Genomic DNA, 19,678 nt, shown 5'->3' on the forward strand with positions numbered 1-19,678 from the left:
CGGCACCTTACTCTTCGAGCAAGGAGCGCAGCATCCAGGCGGTCTGCTCGTGCACTGTCAGGCGCTGCGTCAGCAAGTCGGCCGTCGGCTCGTCGCTGGCCTTGTCGGCCAGTGGAAACAATTCGCGCGCCGTGCGTGCGACGGCCTCATGGCCCTGCACCAGGATGCGCACCATTTCCAGCGCCTTGGGCGGCACCAAAGGCACATCGGGAATCGATGCCAGCTTGCTGAACTGGGCGTAGGAGCCCGGCGCGGGATGGCCCAGGGAGCGGATACGCTCCGCCACCGGATCGACGGCTGCCCACAATTCGGTGTACTGCGTCATGAACATCAGGTGCAGCGTGTTGAACATCGGCCCCGTCACGTTCCAGTGGAAGTTATGTGTGGTCAAGTACAACGTGTAGGTGTCGGCCAGCAGGCGGCTCAGGCCCTTGGCGATCGCTGCGCGGTCTTTTTCATTGATGCCGATATTGATGGAGGGTGCGGGTTTTCCTGCGGGCTTGGTCGATGTTTTGGCCATGGTGTTTCCTTTTTAAAGATTCTGGGACAACTTTACGAAATCAGGGAAGGGGCTGCAACAGCCGGGCTCAATGCCGGCCATAGACGGCGTTCACGACAGGCGATTGACGCCGGGCAGCTCGCACGCATAAATGGCATTGCGCAGCGCAGCGATCGCTTCGTACCGGGTAAAGCTGCGGCGCCACGCCAGCACCACGCGCCGGCTCGGCACATCGCCTGCGAAGGGCAGGTATTTGATGAACGAGGGTTGCTCTGCTGCCACCTTGCTGCGGCTTGCGGCCGTTTTCCCCTTGGCGGGTTTCCTGGCAGTTGCGGCCTGCTCGGCCAGCGCCTCCTTGGGCACGCCCAGGCGGGGAACCAGCGTGATGCCCATGCCCGCCGCCACCATATGCTTGATGGTTTCCAGCGACGAACCTTCAAAGCTTTTGCTGATGCCTTCGGCGCTGCTGGAAAAGCGTGCAAATTCGGGGCAAACCTCGAGCACGTGGTCGCGAAAGCAATGGCCGGTCCCCAGCAGCAGCATGGTTTCCTTCTTGAGCTCCTCAGCCGTCACGCTCTTGCGTGACGCCAGCGCATGGGCGCTGGGCACCGCCGCCATGAAAGGCTCGTCATACAGCGGCGCAATGGCCAGGTTGGTGTCGGGAAAGGGCTCGGCCAGGATGGCGCAGTCAATTTCACCGGTACGCAACTCTTCCAGCAACTTGACGGTGAAGTTTTCCTGCAGCATCAGCGGCATCTGCGGCGTATGCGCAATCGCCTGGCGCACCAGGTCAGGCAACAGGTAGGGGCCAATCGTGTAGATCACGCCCAGCCGCAGCGCACCGGCCAGCGGGTCTTTGCCGCGCTTGGCAATTTCACGGATGTTGTCGGCTTGCTCCAGCACGCTCTGGGCCTGGCGCACGATTTCTTCGCCCAGAGGCGTCACGGTGATTTCGTTGGCGTTACGCTCAAAAAGCTTGACCTGCAGCTCTTCCTCCAGCTTCTTGATGGCCACGCTGAGTGTGGGCTGCGAGACGTGACAGGCGTCGGCGCCCTTGCCGAAATGCTTTTCCCGGGCAACAGCGACGATGTATTTGAGTTCGGTCAGCGTCATGGGCTTATTGTGCTGCTTTTCTCAATCGCTGCATCGCCGGATGTTGCTTAGGCCTTCAGGTAATCGGCTTTGCCACCCAGCCAGCGCAGGATGTGCCGGTGAGCCAGTTCCGTATGCCGGTCCAGCATCAGCGGCGCCCGCTCGCGTGCCCAGGCCAGCAGCGCGGCATCGGTCTCGAGGTCGGCAAACCGCAGCAGCGGCGCCCCCGACTGCCGCGCCCCCAGGAATTCGCCGGGCCCGCGGATTTCCAGGTCGCGCCGGGCGATTTCGAAGCCATCATTGGTTTGCGCCATGGCTTTGAGGCGTTCGCGCGCCATCTCGCCGAGCCGGGACGCTTCGCCGGTCGAATACAACAGCACGCAGGCCGACGCAGCCGCGCCGCGCCCGACCCGACCGCGTAACTGGTGCAACTGGCTCAGGCCGAAGCGCTCGGCATGCTCGATCACCATCAGCGAAGCATTGGGCACGTCAACGCCCACCTCGATCACCGTCGTACTCACCAGCACGCCCATTTTCCCGGCGGTGAACTGGCTCATGACGGCCTTCTTTTCTGCAACCGGCATGCGAGAGTGCAGCAGTCCTACAGCGACACCGGGCAAGGCTGCACTCAATGCTTCATGCGTTTGCGTGGCATTGACCAGGTCGATGGACTCGCTTTCCTCGATCAGTGGGCAGACCCAGTAAATCTGCCGCCCTTCCGCCAGCTGCCCGCGTATGCGCGTGATCACTTCATCACGCCGTGCGTCGCTCACCACCTTGGTCACGATGGGCGTGCGGCCGGGCGGCAGCTCGTCGATGGTGGAGACGTCAAGGTCGGCGTAATAACTCATCGCCAGCGTGCGCGGAATCGGTGTAGCAGTCATCATCAAAAGATGGGGTTCCTGCCCACCTTCAGTCATTTTGCTGCGCAGGGCCAGCCGCTGCGCCACGCCAAAGCGGTGCTGCTCGTCGATGATGGCGAGCGCCAGGTTTTTGAACTTCACCTTGTCCTGGATCACAGCGTGCGTGCCTATGACCAGGCCGGCCTCCCCGCTCTCGATCAACGCCAGCATCTCGCGCCGCTCTTTTGTTTTCTGGCTGCCGGTCAGCCAGGCGGTCTTGATGCCCAGCGGCTCCAGCCAGCCGATCAGTTTGCTGAAATGCTGCTCGGCCAGGATTTCCGTAGGCGCCATCAGCGCACATTGCCAGCCCGCGTCGATGCAGCGTGCCGCGGCCAGTGCCGCCACCACCGTTTTGCCGGCGCCCACGTCGCCCTGTAACAGGCGGTGCATGGGGATGCTTTTTTTCAGGTCCGCCTCAATCTCGTTGCACACGCGCTGCTGCGCGGCGGTCAGCCGGAAAGGCAGGCGCTCCAGCAATTGGTCATGCAGCGTGCACTGCGTGCCGCGCACGGGTGGGCCCGCCAGCGAAGGTGCGCGCATGGCTGCGCGTATGCGCCGGGCCTGCAGCTGCGACAGCTGCTGGGCCAGCAGCTCTTCGGCCTTGAGCCGCTGCCAGGCCGGATGGCTGCGGTCTTCCAGTGTGGCCAGCGAGACATCTGGCGTGGGGTGATGCAAAAACTGTAGCGCCTCGCGCAGGCCCCATAAGGGCTGCAGCCTGTTTTCACCTAAAACTTCAGGCGGAAAGGTCTCGCGGAGATCAGCCCGCGCCAGGCCGCTGAGCACGGCTTTGCGCAGGTAGGTTTGCGGCAGTCCGGCCACGGTGGGATACACCGGCGTCAGCGCGCCGGGCAGCTCGCCGCCGGCCAGCCTGAAGCTGGGGTGGATCATTTCACGGCTGAGAAAGCCGCCGCGGATTTCACCCCGCACCCGAACATGGGCGCCTGTGCTCAGCGTTTTCTGGTGGGCCGGGTAAAAATTGATGAAGCGCAGCACGCAGGTGTCGCTGCCGTCGTCTACCGTCACCCGCAGCTGCCGGCGCGGGCGAAAGGCGATCTCGCTGTGCGTCACCTGGCCTTCGATTTGCACCAGATCGCCGTCGCGCGCGTCCGCCAGCCGCACGATGCGGGTTTCATCCTCGTAGCGCAGGGGCAGGTGCAAGGCCAGATCGATGTCGCGGCGCAGGCCCAGCTTCTCGAGCGCTTTTTGCGCGGGTGATTTGGGCGAGGCTTTTTCAGCCTTGGCCTGAGGCGCGGCCGTGTTCCCGGCCGCGGCCTCAGGCGGGACAGTTTTTCGGACGGAGGCACCAGGAGGCGACATGGGACAATTGTGCCTTCATGAGCACCCATTTCACCCTCAGCGATTTTGATTTCACGCTGCCCGAAGAACTCATTGCCCAAAACCCTGCCGCCCAGCGCAGCGGCTCGCGCCTGCTTGACGGGCGTGAAGACCTGCCAGTGGACCGACGGTTCACCGAACTCCCCGGCCTGCTGCTGCCGGGCGACCTGCTGGTGTTCAACGACACCAAAGTCGTCAAAGCCCGGCTCTTCGGCCAGAAAGCCAGCGGCGGCAAACTGGAACTGCTGATCGAACGCGTGCTGTCGCCCCACGCGGATGCCGGCCATGAAGTCGCCGCCCACATGAAGGTCAGCAAAAAGCCCCTGCCGGGCGCGGTGCTGCAAATGGACGGTGGCTTCACCGCCACGCTGCTGGGCCGCTGGCCCGAGGAAAGCGGGCCACTTTACCGCTTCCGCCTGAGCAGCGACCCGTATGCGCTGATGGCGCAGCACGGCCACGTACCGCTGCCGCCCTACATTACCCATACCGACTCCGCGGACGACGAGCAGCGCTACCAGACGGTGTTTGCCAAAAACCCGGGCGCCGTGGCCGCGCCCACCGCGGCACTGCATTTCGATGAAGCCATATTGGCGCAGCTCGAAGCGCGTGGCATCCGGCGCGCCAGCGTGACGCTGCATGTGGGTGCCGGCACTTTCCAGCCCGTCAAGGCCGAAAACATTGCCGACCACACCATGCATTTCGAACGTTTTGAGATTCCCGTAGCGACGCAACAGGCCATCGCCGCCTGCAAGGCGCGTGGCGGCCGCGTGGTGGCCGTGGGCACCACCACCGTGCGGGCGCTGGAGTCGCACGCCAAATTCGGTCCCGACTGCAACGACACCAACATCTTCATCACCCCGGGCTTTGAATTTGCCGTGGTAGACCTGCTGCTGACCAACTTTCACCTGCCCAAAAGCACGCTGATGATGCTGGTCAGCGCGTTTTCAGGCTACGAACACATCATGGCGCTGTACCGGCATGCGATTGCCGGGCGATACCGCTTTTTCAGCTATGGCGATGCCATGCTGCTGACCCGTAAAACCCCTCTGGGGAACACCTGAGGGTGCCTGAATCTCCCCGCGTACACCTGCGACAATCCCAAGATGCTCGAATTTGAAGTTCTGAAGACCGATGCTCCGGCTGGCGAAGGCGCCGGCGCCTACCTCGGTTCCTACGCCCGGCGCGGCAAACTGACGCTCAACCACGGTGTGGTGCAAACCCCCATCTTCATGCCCGTCGGCACCTATGGCACGGTCAAAGGCGTGATGCCGCAGTCACTGCACGACATGGGCGCGCAAATCATCCTGGGCAACACCTTTCACCTCTGGATGCGCCCAGGCCTCGACGTGATGCAGCAGTTCGGCGGCCTGCACAAGTTTGAAAGCTGGAACAAGCCCATCCTCACCGACAGCGGCGGTTTCCAGGTCTGGTCGCTGGGCGAAATGCGCAAGATTTCGGAAGAAGGTGTGAAGTTCGCCTCGCCCGTCAACGGCGACAAGCTCTTTTTGACGCCCGAAATCTCGATGCAGATCCAGACCGTGCTCAACAGCGACATCGTCATGCAATTCGATGAATGCACGCCTTACGACACCAAGGGCCACATCACCACCGAAGGCGAAGCGCGCAGCTCGATGGAGCTGAGCCTGCGATGGGCCAGCCGCTGCATTGCCGAATTCAAAAAACTGGAGAACCCCAACGCGCTCTTCGGCATCGTGCAGGGCGGCATGTTTGAAAACCTGCGCCAGGAATCGCTGGATGCGCTGGTTGAGCTGGAATTGCCCGGCTATGCGATTGGCGGCGTGAGCGTGGGTGAGCCCAAGGAAGAAATGCAGCGCATCATGGCGCACACGCCGCATCGCCTGCCGACGAACAAGCCGCGCTACCTGATGGGTGTGGGCACACCTGAAGATCTGGTCGAAGGCGTGGCAGCCGGTGTTGATATGTTTGACTGCGTGATGCCGACGCGCAATGCGCGCAACGGCCACATGTTCACGCGCTTTGGCGACCTGAAGATCCGCAATGCGCGCTACAAGACGGAAGACCAACCCGTTGATGCCACCTGCAGCTGCTACACCTGCAAGAATTTCTCGCGCGCCTACATGCACCACCTGGACCGCTGCGGCGAAATGCTGGGCCCCATGCTGTCGAGCATCCATAACCTGCATTACTACCTGAATCTGATGCAGGAAGTCCGCGACGCACTGGACGCCGGCCGTTTTGGCGAATTCACCGCGCAGTTCCACGCTGACAGGCAGCGGGGCGTCTGATGAACATCAACCTGCAACGCTGGATTGACCGCTGGGTCGGCATACCGCTGTGTGCTGCGGTATCGGGCGTCGATGCCGTGATGCGGCAATTCCGCTCCGGCGCCGACCCCGCGCCGCGCGCCATCGTGGTGATTTTGCTGTCGGAGATGGGTAGCCTGGTGCTGGCCCACGACATGTTCACGCGCCTGAAGCAGCGCTACCCCGACGCACCGCTGCACGCCCTGCTCTTTGGCAAGAACCGCGAAATCCTCGACCTCATGCAGGTGGTGGACCCGGCCAACGTGCACACGGTGGATGACAAGTCGCTGGGCGGCCTGCTGTCCAGCCTGTGGAAGGCTATTGGCGAGCTGCGGCGCGCGAATGTTGACGTGGCGATTGACTGCGAGCTGTTCTCGCGCATCAGCAGCCTGCTGTCGTATGCCAGCGGCGCGCGCATCCGCGTGGGCTTTCACCGCCACACGCAGGAAGGCCTGTACCGCGGCTCGCACATCAACCGGCCCGTTCCCTACAACCCTTACCAGCACATCAGCGCGCAGTTTCTGACATTGGCGCGCGCGATTGATTCCACCGCCGTTCCGAAATCCAAACTGCCCGCGAATCTGGCCGCGGCAGGCATCGGAAAACCACCGCCGCACATACAGCTGGATGCGGCGCTGGTGCCAGGCATCCATGCGCGATTGGCGCAGGACTTTCCCGCGATTGCCGGCAAGCTCCTGGTGCTGGTCTACCCGGGCGGGGGCATCCTGCCGATCCGTGCCTGGCCATTGGCTTCCTACACCGCGTTGTGCGAAGGGCTGGTGGCCGACGGCTGCGCCGTGGCCGTGATTGGCCTGAAAGACGACCAGGCGCTGGCGCAGCAACTGGTAGCCAACGTGCAGGCGGCCTTCCCCGGCAGCCCCGTGATTGACCTGACCGGCTATACGCGATCCATTTCCGAACTGCTGGCGCTCTTTCATGTGGCACGCCTGCTGGTCACCAACGACGGTGGGCCTGGGCAGTTCGCGGCGCTCACGCCCATCTGGACACTGATGCTGTTTGGCCCCGAGACACCGGGCCTGTATGCGCCGCTCACACCGCAGTGCCATTCCTTTTACAGCCAGTGGCCGTGTTCGCCTTGCCTCACTGCCTACAACCACCGCTCGTCGTATTGCGACGGCGACAACCAGTGCCTGAAGGTCATTGCGCCCGAAACCGTACTGGCCAAGGCGCGCGAGTGCCTGGCAACGCCCTGACCCCATTCCGATGACAACACTCCGATCCATAGCAGAGGCTGTCATCAGCCGCCTGCCTGAGCGCCTGCAACCCATGGTGCGCTGGCGCTTCATCAAGTTCGGCGTGGTGGGCGCCAGCGGCACGGTGGTGAATGTCGCCGTGCTGTATGTTGCCCAGGAATTCCTGTTCAGCCACATTGCCGACTTCCATTCCCGGCTGAACTACTCCATTGCGCTGGCCATCACGATCGCCACCATCAGCAACTTTTACTGGAACCGGCGGCTGACCTGGCGCGACCGCAAGCATGAAGTGCACCACTCGGCACTTTTCCTGTTTTCAAAGTACGTGATGGCGGCCGGCCTGGCCATCGTGCTGCAGTCACTGCTGACCAAATGGCTGGCGCTGTACATGCACTACATCCTGGCCAACGTGCTGGCGATTGCCTTGTCCAGCGTGTGTAACTTTGTGGCCAATGACCGCATGACATTTCGCCGCCGGCGCGCGAAAATCGTGGCCCCTGACGCCGACGGCGCTGCGCCGCCCTCCACCGATACCCATGACAAGCCCTGAGTCCCTGAAAAATCGTATCCCGGCCCACCGCATCTGGATAACGCTGGCGCTACTGGTCGCGCTGGCTTACCTGTTTGGCCTTGCCGGTGACCACATTCCGCGCAACGGCGACGAGCTGGTCTATGCCCATATCGCCCGGCTGACGGCCGCGACCGGCAAGTGGCTGCCACTGGTCAGCTCCTACGATTTCATGCGCAACACCAAGCCGCCCGTGCTGTTCTGGCAGGCGATGGTCGCCGGCGGATGGGGCGGGCACTGGACGCTGCTCAACCTGCGCCTGCCGAGCGTGGTCTATACGTGGGCAATTTCGCTCATGGTCGGGCTGCTGACCTGGAAGATCGTTCGCAACACGGCCACATCCACCGGCACTGTCGCTGAAGAGCCGGTCAGCCAGGCCGCTTCAACCGATAGCAGCCGCCATGCCCTGACGATGGGCGCCATCGCGGCCATCGTGTACCTGTCGTTCTTCAGCACCTACCGCTATGGCAGGCCTTACCTCACCAGCGCACCCGAAACTTTCTGGCTGTTTGGGGTGTTGTTTGCCGTTGCCTGGGCGCCGGCAAAGTTGCTGGCCTCGCGCTGGAAATTTCCATTGCTCGCCGGCCTGGCCATCGGCATAGGCTGCCTCTACAAATCGTTTGTCATGGTGGTGCCGGTCGGGTTCGGCCTGGCCCTGTGCTACCAGGTGCTGGGTGCTCAGAAAGCTCCTTGGGAAATTTCCCGGGCCGGGATCATCACCGACGGTATCAAGGTCACAGCCATCTGCGTGCTGGCACTCGCAATCTTCGGATTGTGGTTTGCCATTGACCCGCAACCAGGAGAAGTCTGGCGCGAGTTTGTCGTCGGCGAAAACGCCGGCAAGATGAATTCGTCCAAGGGCTACTTCGCCATCGCGTTCAGCGGCAGCAGCGGCGTGTTGACGATATTGACGGGTTACTTCTCCAACGCCCTTTTCCTGCTACCCGTTGCCGTGGGCTGCTTTGTGGCGGCGTGGCGCGCCTGGCGGCAGCGCAAGGGCACTGGCAAGACCATCAGCGATGCAGAAAAAGCCATGTGGTTCTGGATGCTGGCCTTTGCGCTGGTGTTCATGGTGCCCACCCAGCGCTCCACCCGCTACCTGATCCCCGCCATGCCCGCGCTGGCCGTACTGATCGCGTTGTACTGGGAGCGCATCTCGCGCATCTGGTTCAGCCTGACCTTGCTGATCTGCCTGGGCGGCGCGCTGGCCATGGGACTGATCGGCTTTGGCGGTGTGCGGGCCACACAGGATTCCTGGCTGTACTCACCGCTCTACTGGCTCTTTATAGGGGTTCTGGCCGTGGCGTGTATTGCGGGCATGGTCAGGCGCGAGCTGACGCGCCCGATCGCTGCGATGAGCAGCTTCGCCGTACTCATTGCGCTCGCATGGGTGACCCTGCCCTTCAACGGCGACATGGGCCATTTCCGCCCCGATACTGATGCATTGCTCAAAGGCCAGTCCGTGTCGGTGCCGAGCAACTTCAACGGGCACTTTGAGCGCTACGAGTTCATCATTCCGGGCGCCAAAATCGTTCCCTACTTTGCCGCGCAGCCGGTGGACTACGAGGACGTGAATGCCCTGTTCAAGAACACGCGCTACGCCCTGGTGCAGCGCCGTGCCGGGCAAAAGCCCTGCGACGGTTGCCGCATCATCGACCAGCGCTGGGACCTGCGCTCACGGCAGGACGAAAAAGAAGGCACGCTGGGCGCGTTCAAGTCGCCCGAAACCTTCTGGTACGCCCGAGAATACCTGGTCGAGCGCGCCGCGCCCTGAGCGTCCGCTGATTGTTCTGTTCATTCCAAACCCGTATTTGACTGGAGCCCTGCGCATGCCGAAAACCTCACCGCAGGCCACGATGGCCCGACTGCTATCCCTGGTGACTGTCCTGGGCAGCTTGCTCCTTGCGCTTGGCGGCTGCGCCACGGCCATCAAGCCGCATGCGGAGACGGGTGCGCCTATGCTGGGTTTTCAGAACATGGCTCTGAACCCGGGCAATGGTGGAGAGCTGATCAGGCCCGACGTCCTGCTGCCGGGCGACATCATCCTCACCGCTGAAAACGGCATCAACTCGGTGGGTATTCGCCTGATCACGCTATCGCCGGTCAGCCATGCTGCGATATATATGGGCAACCGGCAGATCGCTGAAGCCGTGGGCTCGGGTATCCGCGTGCGCAGCATGGACGCGCTACTCAATGATGAGGCGACAGTGGTGGCGTTTCGCCATCCCGACCTTACCGCCGAACAGGCCATCAAGATCAACACCTTCGCGGCCAGCCATGAAGGCAAGAAATACAACTATGTCGGCGTGATGCTGCAGGCGCCTTTCGCGCTGGAGCGCCGCATGTGCGAGCTGCCGCTGGTGCCTTCGATGGTGCGCGACTTCTGTATTCGCGGCATCGCAGCCGTGCAGCTGGGACTGGGACGCAATGACCAGTTCTTCTGTTCGCAGTTCATCCTGGAGGCCTACCGCAGCGCCGGCCTGCCGCTGACCGACGCCGACCCCCGGCTGATCAACCCCGGCGACCTGCTGCACATGCGGGAGGGCGATGTGCCCTCCATCATGATTCACAAGCCGCTGCGGTATGTGGGGCACCTCAAGGCAGCGCCCCAGATCGTCGCCGTCGAGCAGATGCAGCAGTAGCCGGCGCCGCTGTTGGTAGTTATGGCGACGGCCACTTCAGTTGATTCAACCGCCGATGTGCATCGTGAACTGCGCACCGTTGGAGAGCTTGCACTGCCCCGTCCCCATCGTTGACGAGTTCATCTGGTAGCGGCAGCTGATATAGCTGCCCCGGCTGCCGGAGCCGTTGGCCACCCCTTCGCGCGTCGAAGAGCCCGCGATGCGCGTAGCTTCCCCATTAAAGCTTTCACCGTTGATGTTGGTGGTGAAGGTGCCGCGCCCGTTCATGTCGTTGGTCACCACCGCGCCCACCATGCCGTAGGCCTGGGCGATGTCGTTCGCCGGGTACAGCCGCGCCGCAAAGGTCGTGCTTGCCGGCATGGCCGGTGTGACATACACCGTGGAGGAAACCGGCGGATGGCCGGGCTGGACCGGCACGACGTAGCAGCCCGTCAGGGCAGTGGCACCCAGCACCGCAGCGGCCAAAGCCGTGCGGCGCGTCAGGCGTGACAGGGAGAACACGGAGGAATCGATCTTCATAAATAACCCGAAGGCCCAAGCACATGCTTGTAGAGGCAGTGTGGAGCGGAATGCCTTAAAAGTTTCGTTTAAAGATACAAGATCATTAGATTTGTACGATCAGCATCAAATGAAGATACTTCATCGAAAACCGACAGGTAGACAGCAAATCTTCATGGCGGGGGCCGCAGTCACCAAATAGCCGACGTGCAGCGCAAAGATTCAGGCTCAGGCACTATCGGCGATCCTGCCCACTTTTTTTGCAAAGATGACCATGCAATACCGCCGCCTTGGAAACAGCAACCTCAAAGTCTCCGTCCTGTGCCTGGGCACCATGATGTTCGGCAAGCAGACGCCGTTTGAAGAAGCAGGCCGCATCGTGGCGTCGGCGCGCGAGCACGGGCTCAACTTCATCGACACGGCCGATGTCTACAACCAGGGGCAGTCCGAAAAAGACCTGGGCAAGCTTCTCGCGGGCCAGCGGAACCACTGGGTCTTGGCCAGCAAGCTGGGCAACCCTGTCAGCGAGGCTGTCAACGAAGGCCACTACTCCCGCCGTTGGCTGGTGCAGGAAACCGAGGCCATTCTGTCCAGGCTGCAAACCGACTACCTGGACATTCTTTACCTGCACCGTGACTACCACGACGCCAACCTGGAGGAGGCGGTGCGCACGCTGGGCGACCTGATTCGCACGGGCAAGATTCGCAGTTTTGGTCTGTCCAACTTCAGGGGTTGGCGCATCGCCGAGGTGGTGCACCTGTGCAAAGCGCTGGGCATGCCGCAGCCCGTGGTGTGCCAGCCGTACTACAACCTGCTCAACCGCGGCCCGGAGGTTGAAATCCTGCCGGCCTGCGGCCACTACGGCATTGGAGTGGTGCCTTACAGCCCGCTGGCACGCGGCGTGCTGACCGGCAAGTACCCACCCGGCCAGCCGCCGGCCGAAGGCACACGCGCGGGCAGCGGCGACAAGCGCATCCTGGAGACCGAATTCCGCGAAGAGTCACTGGTCATTGCGCAGAAGATCAAGGCGCGCTGCGAAGCCCGGGGACAAGTGCCCGGCCAGTTCGCCGCAGCCTGGGTACTGGCCAATCCACTGATCAGTTCGGTCATCGTCGGCCCGCGCACCCTGCCGCACCTGGAGGATGTGTATGGTGCGGTGGAACTGGTGCTGGACAAGGACGACGAAATCTTTGTCAATGACCTGGTCGTGCCCGGCCACGCGTCCAGCCACGGCTACAACGACCCGGGTTACCCATTTTTTGGGCGGCCGATGGCCTGAGTCGAGGAACCTGCGGCTTCTGTCGGCCTTTCGGGAACGGCTTCATATCAGATCTGGTACTGCGACCACAAAGCATTCGTGAACCGCGACGCGCCAATATGCTCACGCAACTTGTTGAACCTTGGCGCCTGAGGGTAAGCACGAAGAAATTGTTCCTTTGTCGCGTGCAGCTGATACGGCAGGTAGTAGGTGCCTTCATGCGCCAAGGCCAGATCGATCATTGAGCGAGTCCATTGCGCAGCGTGTCGCTGCGCATAGACCGACATGCCCTGCTTATAGTAAATCACGAAAGAAAATACATCTTGCCGCGCCCAAGCCATCAGTACCGCATGATCAGGCGGCGAGTGGCGTATTGAAACATTCACCGTTCCCGTAGGAATCGTTTGCAAGATGTCTGCCATCTTTCGCGCGAAGCTTGTGAAGTGGCGCTCCGGAACAAAATACTCTTGCAAAACATAAGTGGAAAAATCCCGGTTCGCTGGCTCCAGCTGCGCAACATCAAGGCTGGCTTCATAATTGCGCCACGCCACGGCCGGGGTATCTTCGATGGAAGTAGCGGCTTTTCCCCGGAGCAAAGCTCCGCCAGGCAACTCCGTCATGGCCCAGAAAAAAAATTTCTCTTTCGTGTAGGGGCGGCCCGGCGGCGTCAACCGCTCCTGGATGGTCAAGGGCTTGTCGGTGCGTGACCATGTGACGCAATGCGGATAGCCAAACCGGTCCGGGAATAAATCGGCGTTGTGCAACAGCACGTTCGGGTCAGACTGGATCTTCTCGCGGAACCAGCCCGGATAGTCTTCAATGGAAATGCGATTCGTTGATCTTTCTATGCGAAAGTTTTCATCGAGATTAAGTTCAATCTCCGTGACGACGCCAATCCCTCCATACCCGCCAATAGCGGCATGAAAAAGTTCTGAATTGATTTGCCTGCTGGCTTCAACCACCTCACCGTCAGGCAAAACGATCTGCAGGGCCCTGACGGAACGGCTCACAGGCCCGTGCCCCACATAACGCCCATGGCAATTCACCGACACCGAACCTCCCACCGTGAAACTGGCGTAGCTCTGCATGGTCTGGACCGCCAGCCCCTGCGGGTCGATGATTGTTTGCAAGTCGCGCCACCGCATACCGGCCTGGATTCTGGCGGTTCGTTTGGCAGGGTCGAATTTCACCACTGCATTCATGGAGCGCATATCCAGTTGCAGTCCGCCTTGAATTGCGGTTTGTCCACCCATGCTGAATCTGCCGCCGCCGACACTCACGCGGCCTTGCCATTTTTTTAAAGCCTGCCGGACATCATCGGTCCCACGAATTTCCGCGATCCCCGCCACCGTCACAGAGCTCAGATGCGCGACATTGCACACACTCAACGGATCGACCGGGCATTTCGCCTCGGCATTCAGTTGCGTCAGCGCAGCACCACCCGCGATTGCCGATAGCGCCCTCCTGCGCGATGGGTCAAAGCGCATTAGCTGGCACCGCAGGAATGGCAGAACCTGGCGAACGCGCTCTTGCGCGTGGAGCACTTCGCACAATGGTCAAACAGGCCGATGCCGCAGTGCGGACAAAAATCGATCTCCGGATTTTTCAGGTCCACAGCCCGCTCGCAGCCCGGGCACACGCCTTTGGAAAGCCTTGTCAGTGCCGTGTCGTAGCTCAGTTCCTCGCGGCGTTGCATGTTCGGCAGCTGCTCGATCAGCTTCTGCTTTTCCAGGTATCGGTTCAGCGAAACAATGGCCTGCCGGCCCACCAGCGCCGTGACGACAATGCCCACGATATAACGAACATAACCACCGTAGCTAGGCAGGTAAGGCACCAGCTCGACGAAGAAGGCAAACACAGCAAAGAAGATAAAACCCCACACAAAGGGCCAGTAAGTCGTCTTGCGCTTTTTCGCAAACAGCCAGCCGGCCGCCACCAGCAACGGGAGAGTCAGGGCCAGGCGGTACAGAAAGATGCGCAGTTCCACACGCCGGTATTCGGCGTTGAGTTGCACCTGGGCAGCCTCTTCCATCTCCGCCAGCCTGCGGCGCTCGCGCGTCGCACCCTGCCGGGCATCCAGTGCCGCCTGCTGCTGAGCTTCTACGGCGACGCCCGCCGCGCGTTCACGGTCTTTCAACCCGTCCAGCGCCCGCGTGCGCGACAGCAGTTCGGCATCCTGCTCAGCCAACTGCGTGGCGCGCCGCGTGGACAGCCAGTTGTCGAAGGTTTCGCGCGCTGCGGCCGAATCCGCCTGGGCTGCCCGGCGTTTAAGCTGGGCTTGCTCCAGCGAGATTTGCGCGTCACGCTCGGCCCGCTCTGCCGTTTTGATGGCGCCGCGTAGCGCATTGCTGGCTGTGGCGTCCATGTAGTCGTCGACCGAGAGCTGCTTCTCGACTTTCGGCAAATCGCCGACCACCGTGCCGCCCAAACCGATCAGGAAACCGGCAAACACCAAAGCCACCAGCCAGAGGCCGCGGTGCATCCATTTTTCTGTCAATCGCAAAGTGTTGGCCATGGTTATCTCCGTTTTCTGGAAAACAGGTTTTCACAGTTTGATGACGGTCACGGGCTTGCCGGGCACAGTCATTTGCGCGCGTTGCAGCCAGTCAAACACCGAATCCACCGTGACGGTCTCAATGCGGTCAGAAAACCGCTTGTCGTTGGGATGGTCGTCAAACGCGATATTCGCCGCGGTCACGCGCCCGCCCAGGCGGGTCAAAGGGCCCAGCTTCAGCGTGGTGGGCTCGTAGCCCTTGAATTGCAGCCAGGCCTGAGCCTTCTCACGCGTGGTCACCCCGGGTTCCATCGCGGCGGCCATGGTTTCAATCGCCCATTGGTTGGACTGCTGGTACTTGCGGCCCCACACGTAGCTCACGATGCTGTAAGGCTTGTGGTGCATGGCTGTCAACCGGCCCGGGTCTTGCAGCAGCGCCAGGAGGCGTGCCTGGACTTCCGGCGCAGGCGCCACCCAGGCAGCTTCGTAACGCCACAGGTCGTCCAGGAAAAACTCGCCCAGTCCCTGGCGATAAACCGCTGAGTCGCCGGTGCCGCAGGTGTTGAGCTTGTGCACCACGCGCCAGGTTATGCCGCCCTGACCGTCGGGCAGCTGATAGGCCAGGCCCAGATGCGAATAGCGAATACCGTACTTGCCCAGGTCTTGGCCTGTCCGCGCCAGCACCACCACCTTCTCGCCGCTGGCATTGAGCGATGCCAGCGTCTTCTCGGCCAGTGTCATGCCGCGCTCAACGGTTTGAGGGGTGGTTTTGCGCGCTTCGCAGGAACGCCCGGCATGGACAGTTGGGGCGGCGCCCAGGAAAAAAGCAGCCAGCAACAACGGCAGGACGACTCGAGTGATTTTCATGGGGTACTCCGCCTTATTGGGTCAACCGCTCGTTGTGCAGCAGCGCGCGGCCTAGTGCATTGGGAATAAAGGCAATGGCCTCTCCGGCCGCCGACAGCACCACCCCGGCGCTTACCACACTGACCACCACGGCGGTGCCGACGACCATGGAAACACCGGCAACGCCCCGGCCGACCACCTCGATGCTGGCGCGGGCACCGTCGGAGCCGCGCTCCAGCACGTACACCGTTCCCCTTGCCGTGCTCTCCACCGTTTTGACCACCAGCACCGTACCGGCCGTAGACAAAACCACAGGCACAGCGACGACTGCACCCACCGCGGCGCTGGCCGTGACTACGACGGAGGCTACCGGCAGTGCCGAGACGGCACTGAGAGCGGAAGCCTCGGATTGGGCTTGCGCATTAAAAGATGCCGTAGCGCCCGCCAATATTGCGCAAACAGCTATTAAATATGTAGCAAATGATTTTTTCATGATGCGTTCCAGAAGAAGTGTTGTTACTTATTCGCTGGCCGCGTGACCGCGGGGCCCGCGGCCCATACGGGCTTCGCTCAAGTCGGCTTCGTGCCGGTCGCGCAGGGTTTTGGCCAGGGTAAAGCTGCAGGTGATCAGGTAGAGCCAGCTCACGCCCAGGAAAGCCTTGTAGGTTTCATTGATCTCCATGCGCCACAAACCCCAACCCGTCAGCGACATCGCCAGGAAGAAGCCACCCCACACCACCAGCTTGAACATTGGGGTGTCCGTCAGCCGGCCTTCGGCCCGGCTTTGCTCCTGGTCACGCACATACTTGGCCAGCACGAAAGCGGCCGACAGGCAGAAGAAATACCCCATGATCATGAAAGCGCGGTCCAGGTCCTTGCCGGGCAGCCAAGACAAGCCCACAGCGCAAAGGAAAACTGCAATCACGAACGAGGCCCACACCTGAACCTGCCAGGGTTTGGAGTCACGGTGTATCAGCGTCTGCATAAAAACCTTGCGGTTGTTGAGGTGCCACTACTGTGCGGGCCAACGCTGCAAAATCACGCGAATAACGATACAGATCCTCAACAATGATCGAAGAGTATCGAATTTTGATACTTATTCAAGGAACCGGTTCAAGGATGTCTTAGCGCCTCCGTCATGCGCATATTGAACAAGGCCGGATCCTCAATTTGCGGAATATGACCGACGCCAGGCAATACCAGCAGTCTTGATCCGGCGACCAGGCGCTGCAGGGTTTCGGCCTGGGACAGCGGCGTGATCGTGTCCTCTTGCCCCCAGACCAAGGTCAGCGGCATGGGCAGCTCGCGGAAACCTTCAGGTTTCTCGCTCAGGGACTTGCCGCTCTCGCCGGCAAATTGCGCGGCCCAGTCGCCCAGGCTGGCGGTGAAGCCGTCCAGCACGAAAGGCTGCCGATAAATTGCCGTGCGCGAAGGCGTGACGACCTCCTTGCGAGCCACGAACTGGCGCAACCAGAATTCGCTGAACAAGGGCTGAGTGCCCACCGCGGCAATCAGTGCGGTGCGCAGCGGGCGAATGCCAAAGAGGCTCGCCGCCACGCCGCCGCTTTTCGCTGGTGCGGGATATTCCATCAGGCCGATTGCCGCGTCGACCAGGATGAGATGGCGCACGCGGTCGGGTTGCAGCATGGCGGCTTCGGCCGCGGGCCCGCCGCCATAGGAGTGGCCCAACAGCGTAACGGGCCCGAGCTTCAGCGCATCAATCAAGCCGATGATGCGGCGCGCCTGTGCGTTGCGACTGTAGTCGCGCGCAGCAGGCCGCGTGCTGAAGCCGAAGGGCGGCAGGTCCACCGCAATGACGCGATAGCCGGCGGCCGCCATGGCCTTTACGTTCTGGTCCCAGGTGCCGCTCCATGCGCCGGTGCCGTGGGTCAGTACCAGGGGCGGCGCGGCCGGGTCGCCGAATTCCTGCACATACAGGTCCACGTCATGCGCATGCAGCCAGCGCCCTTCCCTGGGTGCCGCCTCACGCGGGCTGTGGTCCTCAACCCACAGCATGCGGGCCCAGGAAAAAGCCACAACCAGCAACAGGCAGGCCACCAGCGCCATGAGTACGCGCCACGGATAAAAAAGCCAGGTGCGCCCTGGCTTCTGCTCTCGCCGCTTAATAGTCAAAAATGTGCTCCACCTGCAGCTTGCCGGCTTGCCACTGGCGCAACGACTCGGCCAGGTGTTTGACGGGCACCGTCAACACCACCCGCTGGGTGCCGGGCCGGGTGATGATAGGTTGCCTCAGCAGTGGCGTGGCGGGGCTGGTGGGTTCCCAGGTGCCTGGCGCCAGCACGCTGACCAGGATGAATGAGTCATTGCCTGCGATCTCGCTGAAATTGACGCCTTGCACCGCCAGCGCCTGGGCATAGCGCATGAATGCCTCGTAGCGGGGGATGGTGACCAGGGCCGAACCGTCGGATGTCGGCGAAAGCACCTTCAGCTCCGGCAGCGCGGTGTCGGCCCGCGGCACAGGCTTTGCCACCACGGCAGTGACCGGCAAAGGCGCATCGTAGATCGTCTGCGTGCCCAGCTTGATCAGCCGGGCATAACCCGCCTTGACCAGGTATTCGGTCGTGAGGGCAAAGCGGCGTTCCCACTTGCGGACCATGTCAGGCCCAATGAGAGGCACATCGCGCCAAAGACCTGCCAGCGCCTTGTCGAAGTCATACAGGTACCAGGGCTCTACGCGGATAAACCGCACATAGTCCTGTGCAACGCTGGCCGCATGCCTGTCCTCGGGCGTGGTGCGGCCGGCCAGTGATTCGGCGAGCCGCCCGACGAGCGTCTCATAGGCCGACTTGAGCGCATATTCCACCGTCGTGCTGGTGCCTATCACCATGATCATCAGGTGATAGCCGGGGTTGAGGTCGAGCCCGCGGCGGCGCGTCTCGTCAAAGACGGCTTTGTAGCTTTCCCAGAACTGGCCGATGTGGCCATAAAAAGGAAAGCGGCTGGGCGCACTGGTACCTATGAACTCACCGTACTCATAGGGGCTGAACACCAGAAACCATTCGGGATAAGTCAGCAGCGTCTGCTCGACGCCGCGCACATGCTCGGGCCCCGCCACCGGCGCAGGGCCGGAGGCCGACGCCATACCGACAAGCGCGGCGAAGGCGCCCGCAACTGTGAGATTGCGCAGCCAGCGCATCACGCGGCAGCCTCGCCGGATTTTGTGAACGCCAGCAGCACGTTGTCGGAGGGATCGTGCGCCTGCAGCTCGCGCTTGCCGCTGTCCTTCAGTCCACGTTCGCCAAGGTAAGCCACCCACTCGGCAACGGGACGGAAGTAGCGCAGCTCTCGCTGATTGGTTTCCCATGCGCCGTTCAGACCAGCATTGAAGACGGTGTGCACCAGTGAGACAAACGTGAACATCTCGGGCGTTGTGACGTCATGGTCGCGCAGGATGAACATGCCGCCCGGCTTAAGCACACGCACGATGGATGCCACAAAGGCATCCAGCTTGTCCAGCGGGCAGTGGTGCAGGCCGATGTAGCAGGTCACCAGGTCCACGCTGGCATCGGGCAGGCTCGCTGGCAGCGGGTCATAGTCGTTCATGGGCACAAAGCCGCCGATCTTGAACAGGCCGCCGCGCTCTGCGATGTCCACCGGCGAGTTGGTGGGCGCCACATCATTCACCAGGGTGACGGGGCCGGTCACCTTGATGCGCTTTTTCAGCTCGCTGATGTAGCGGCCGGTGGAGCCGATCTCGACATAACCGTCAATCTGCTTTTTGTCGCCCAGGAGCCGCTGGGTCTGGTCAGCCATCTCCTTCTTCTGCTTGAAGAGCGCCGGCAACGCCAGGGTCAGGTCCGCCATGAAGGGCTTGATCTTCGGCAGCTCACGCTGGAGCCTGCGGTAAATGGCTTCATCGTTGTCAAGCTCGGCAGAGGTGTTCTTGATCAGTGTGTGAAACCGGTCCTCAGGATAAAGGCGGTAAATGTTCTGCAGGAACTTGTAAAAACCGTCGTGCCAGCGGGTGACGCTGAAAACGGCGCGAAATTCCGAAGCGGGTGAGGTTGTGGTCATGGCAAGCCCA

General features: G+C 61.9%; 19 protein-coding genes. 7 read left to right on the top strand and 12 right to left on the bottom strand.

Going from position 1 to position 19,678, the window contains the following annotated elements:
* Nucleotides 1-7: 7 nt before the first annotated feature.
* The 3 genes from AC1DWQ_RS05450 to recG form a co-directional block, all read right to left on the bottom strand.
* Complete coding sequence (locus AC1DWQ_RS05450; protein ID WP_477668705.1) at nucleotides 8-520, bottom strand: Dps family protein; 513 nt, start codon at nucleotides 518-520, stop codon at nucleotides 8-10.
* A gap of 90 nt (nucleotides 521-610) precedes the next feature.
* On the bottom strand, nucleotides 611-1,612 hold the full coding sequence (locus AC1DWQ_RS05455; protein ID WP_477668706.1) for a hydrogen peroxide-inducible genes activator: 1,002 nt from the start codon (nucleotides 1,610-1,612) through the stop codon (nucleotides 611-613).
* Nucleotides 1,613-1,659: 47 nt separating this feature from the next.
* Nucleotides 1,660-3,810: an ATP-dependent DNA helicase RecG gene (gene recG / locus AC1DWQ_RS05460; RefSeq protein ID WP_477668707.1), complete on the bottom strand. Its 2,151-nt coding sequence runs from the start codon at nucleotides 3,808-3,810 to the stop codon at nucleotides 1,660-1,662.
* A gap of 17 nt (nucleotides 3,811-3,827) precedes the next feature.
* On the opposite strand from recG, the gene queA reads away from it, so the two are divergent.
* The 6 genes from queA to AC1DWQ_RS05490 are packed head-to-tail and all read left to right on the top strand — an operon-like array spanning nucleotide 3,828 to nucleotide 10,537.
* On the top strand, nucleotides 3,828-4,889 hold the full coding sequence (gene queA, locus AC1DWQ_RS05465; RefSeq protein ID WP_477668708.1) for a tRNA preQ1(34) S-adenosylmethionine ribosyltransferase-isomerase QueA: 1,062 nt from the start codon (nucleotides 3,828-3,830) through the stop codon (nucleotides 4,887-4,889).
* Nucleotides 4,890-4,931: 42 nt separating this feature from the next.
* The gene (gene tgt / locus AC1DWQ_RS05470) at nucleotides 4,932-6,095 is read left to right on the top strand and encodes a tRNA guanosine(34) transglycosylase Tgt (protein ID WP_477668709.1); all 1,164 of its coding nucleotides are present in this window, start codon (nucleotides 4,932-4,934) and stop codon (nucleotides 6,093-6,095) included.
* A complete protein-coding gene (locus AC1DWQ_RS05475) occupies nucleotides 6,095-7,327 on the top strand; it encodes a glycosyltransferase family 9 protein (protein ID WP_477668710.1) in 1,233 nt (410 codons plus the stop codon). Before tgt ends, AC1DWQ_RS05475 begins: the two co-directional genes overlap by 1 nt.
* Nucleotides 7,328-7,337: 10 nt before the next feature.
* Entirely contained in the window at nucleotides 7,338-7,877 is a 540-nt protein-coding gene (locus AC1DWQ_RS05480) for a GtrA family protein (RefSeq protein ID WP_477668711.1), read from the top strand.
* Nucleotides 7,864-9,669: an ArnT family glycosyltransferase gene (locus tag AC1DWQ_RS05485; RefSeq protein ID WP_477668712.1), complete on the top strand. Its 1,806-nt coding sequence runs from the start codon at nucleotides 7,864-7,866 to the stop codon at nucleotides 9,667-9,669. Before AC1DWQ_RS05480 ends, AC1DWQ_RS05485 begins: the two co-directional genes overlap by 14 nt.
* A 55-nt stretch (nucleotides 9,670-9,724) precedes the next feature.
* On the top strand, nucleotides 9,725-10,537 hold the full coding sequence (locus AC1DWQ_RS05490; protein WP_477668713.1) for a YiiX/YebB-like N1pC/P60 family cysteine hydrolase: 813 nt from the start codon (nucleotides 9,725-9,727) through the stop codon (nucleotides 10,535-10,537).
* Nucleotides 10,538-10,582: 45 nt separating this feature from the next.
* Here the strand turns inward: AC1DWQ_RS05490 and AC1DWQ_RS05495 are convergent, their stop codons facing one another.
* Complete coding sequence (locus AC1DWQ_RS05495) at nucleotides 10,583-11,056, bottom strand: hypothetical protein (protein ID WP_477668714.1); 474 nt, start codon at nucleotides 11,054-11,056, stop codon at nucleotides 10,583-10,585.
* Between the two features lie 253 nt (nucleotides 11,057-11,309).
* On the opposite strand from AC1DWQ_RS05495, the gene AC1DWQ_RS05500 reads away from it, so the two are divergent.
* Nucleotides 11,310-12,314, top strand: coding sequence for an aldo/keto reductase (locus AC1DWQ_RS05500; RefSeq protein ID WP_477668715.1), 1,005 nt, complete (start codon nucleotides 11,310-11,312; stop codon nucleotides 12,312-12,314).
* Nucleotides 12,315-12,361: 47 nt separating this feature from the next.
* Here AC1DWQ_RS05500 and AC1DWQ_RS05505 read toward each other — a convergent pair whose 3' ends face one another.
* From AC1DWQ_RS05505 to AC1DWQ_RS05540, 8 genes are all read right to left on the bottom strand, one after another.
* On the bottom strand, nucleotides 12,362-13,780 hold the full coding sequence (locus AC1DWQ_RS05505; RefSeq protein WP_477668716.1) for an FAD-binding oxidoreductase: 1,419 nt from the start codon (nucleotides 13,778-13,780) through the stop codon (nucleotides 12,362-12,364).
* Nucleotides 13,780-14,808, bottom strand: a complete 1,029-nt coding sequence (locus AC1DWQ_RS05510) for a serine endopeptidase (RefSeq protein ID WP_477668717.1) — start codon at nucleotides 14,806-14,808, stop codon at nucleotides 13,780-13,782. Before AC1DWQ_RS05510 ends, AC1DWQ_RS05505 begins: the two co-directional genes overlap by 1 nt.
* A 30-nt stretch (nucleotides 14,809-14,838) precedes the next feature.
* Nucleotides 14,839-15,654 carry a DUF2145 domain-containing protein gene (locus AC1DWQ_RS05515; protein WP_477668718.1) on the bottom strand — a complete coding sequence of 272 codons (816 nt, stop codon included), beginning with the start codon at nucleotides 15,652-15,654 and terminating at the stop codon, nucleotides 14,839-14,841.
* Between the two features lie 13 nt (nucleotides 15,655-15,667).
* Nucleotides 15,668-16,126: a hypothetical protein gene (locus AC1DWQ_RS05520; RefSeq protein WP_477668719.1), complete on the bottom strand. Its 459-nt coding sequence runs from the start codon at nucleotides 16,124-16,126 to the stop codon at nucleotides 15,668-15,670.
* 27 nt (nucleotides 16,127-16,153) lie between these two features.
* Nucleotides 16,154-16,618: a YiaA/YiaB family inner membrane protein gene (locus tag AC1DWQ_RS05525; protein ID WP_477668720.1), complete on the bottom strand. Its 465-nt coding sequence runs from the start codon at nucleotides 16,616-16,618 to the stop codon at nucleotides 16,154-16,156.
* Between the two features lie 128 nt (nucleotides 16,619-16,746).
* Entirely contained in the window at nucleotides 16,747-17,700 is a 954-nt protein-coding gene (locus AC1DWQ_RS05530) for an alpha/beta fold hydrolase (RefSeq protein WP_477668721.1), read from the bottom strand.
* Nucleotides 17,701-17,755: 55 nt separating this feature from the next.
* Nucleotides 17,756-18,793, bottom strand: a complete 1,038-nt coding sequence (locus AC1DWQ_RS05535; protein WP_477668722.1) for a hypothetical protein — start codon at nucleotides 18,791-18,793, stop codon at nucleotides 17,756-17,758.
* The gene (locus AC1DWQ_RS05540) at nucleotides 18,790-19,668 is read right to left on the bottom strand and encodes a methyltransferase domain-containing protein (RefSeq protein WP_477668723.1); all 879 of its coding nucleotides are present in this window, start codon (nucleotides 19,666-19,668) and stop codon (nucleotides 18,790-18,792) included. The genes AC1DWQ_RS05535 and AC1DWQ_RS05540 overlap by 4 nt, the downstream gene beginning before the upstream one ends.
* Nucleotides 19,669-19,678 lie beyond the last annotated feature (10 nt).

This window comes from Polaromonas sp. P2_G11, from assembly GCF_056403595.1.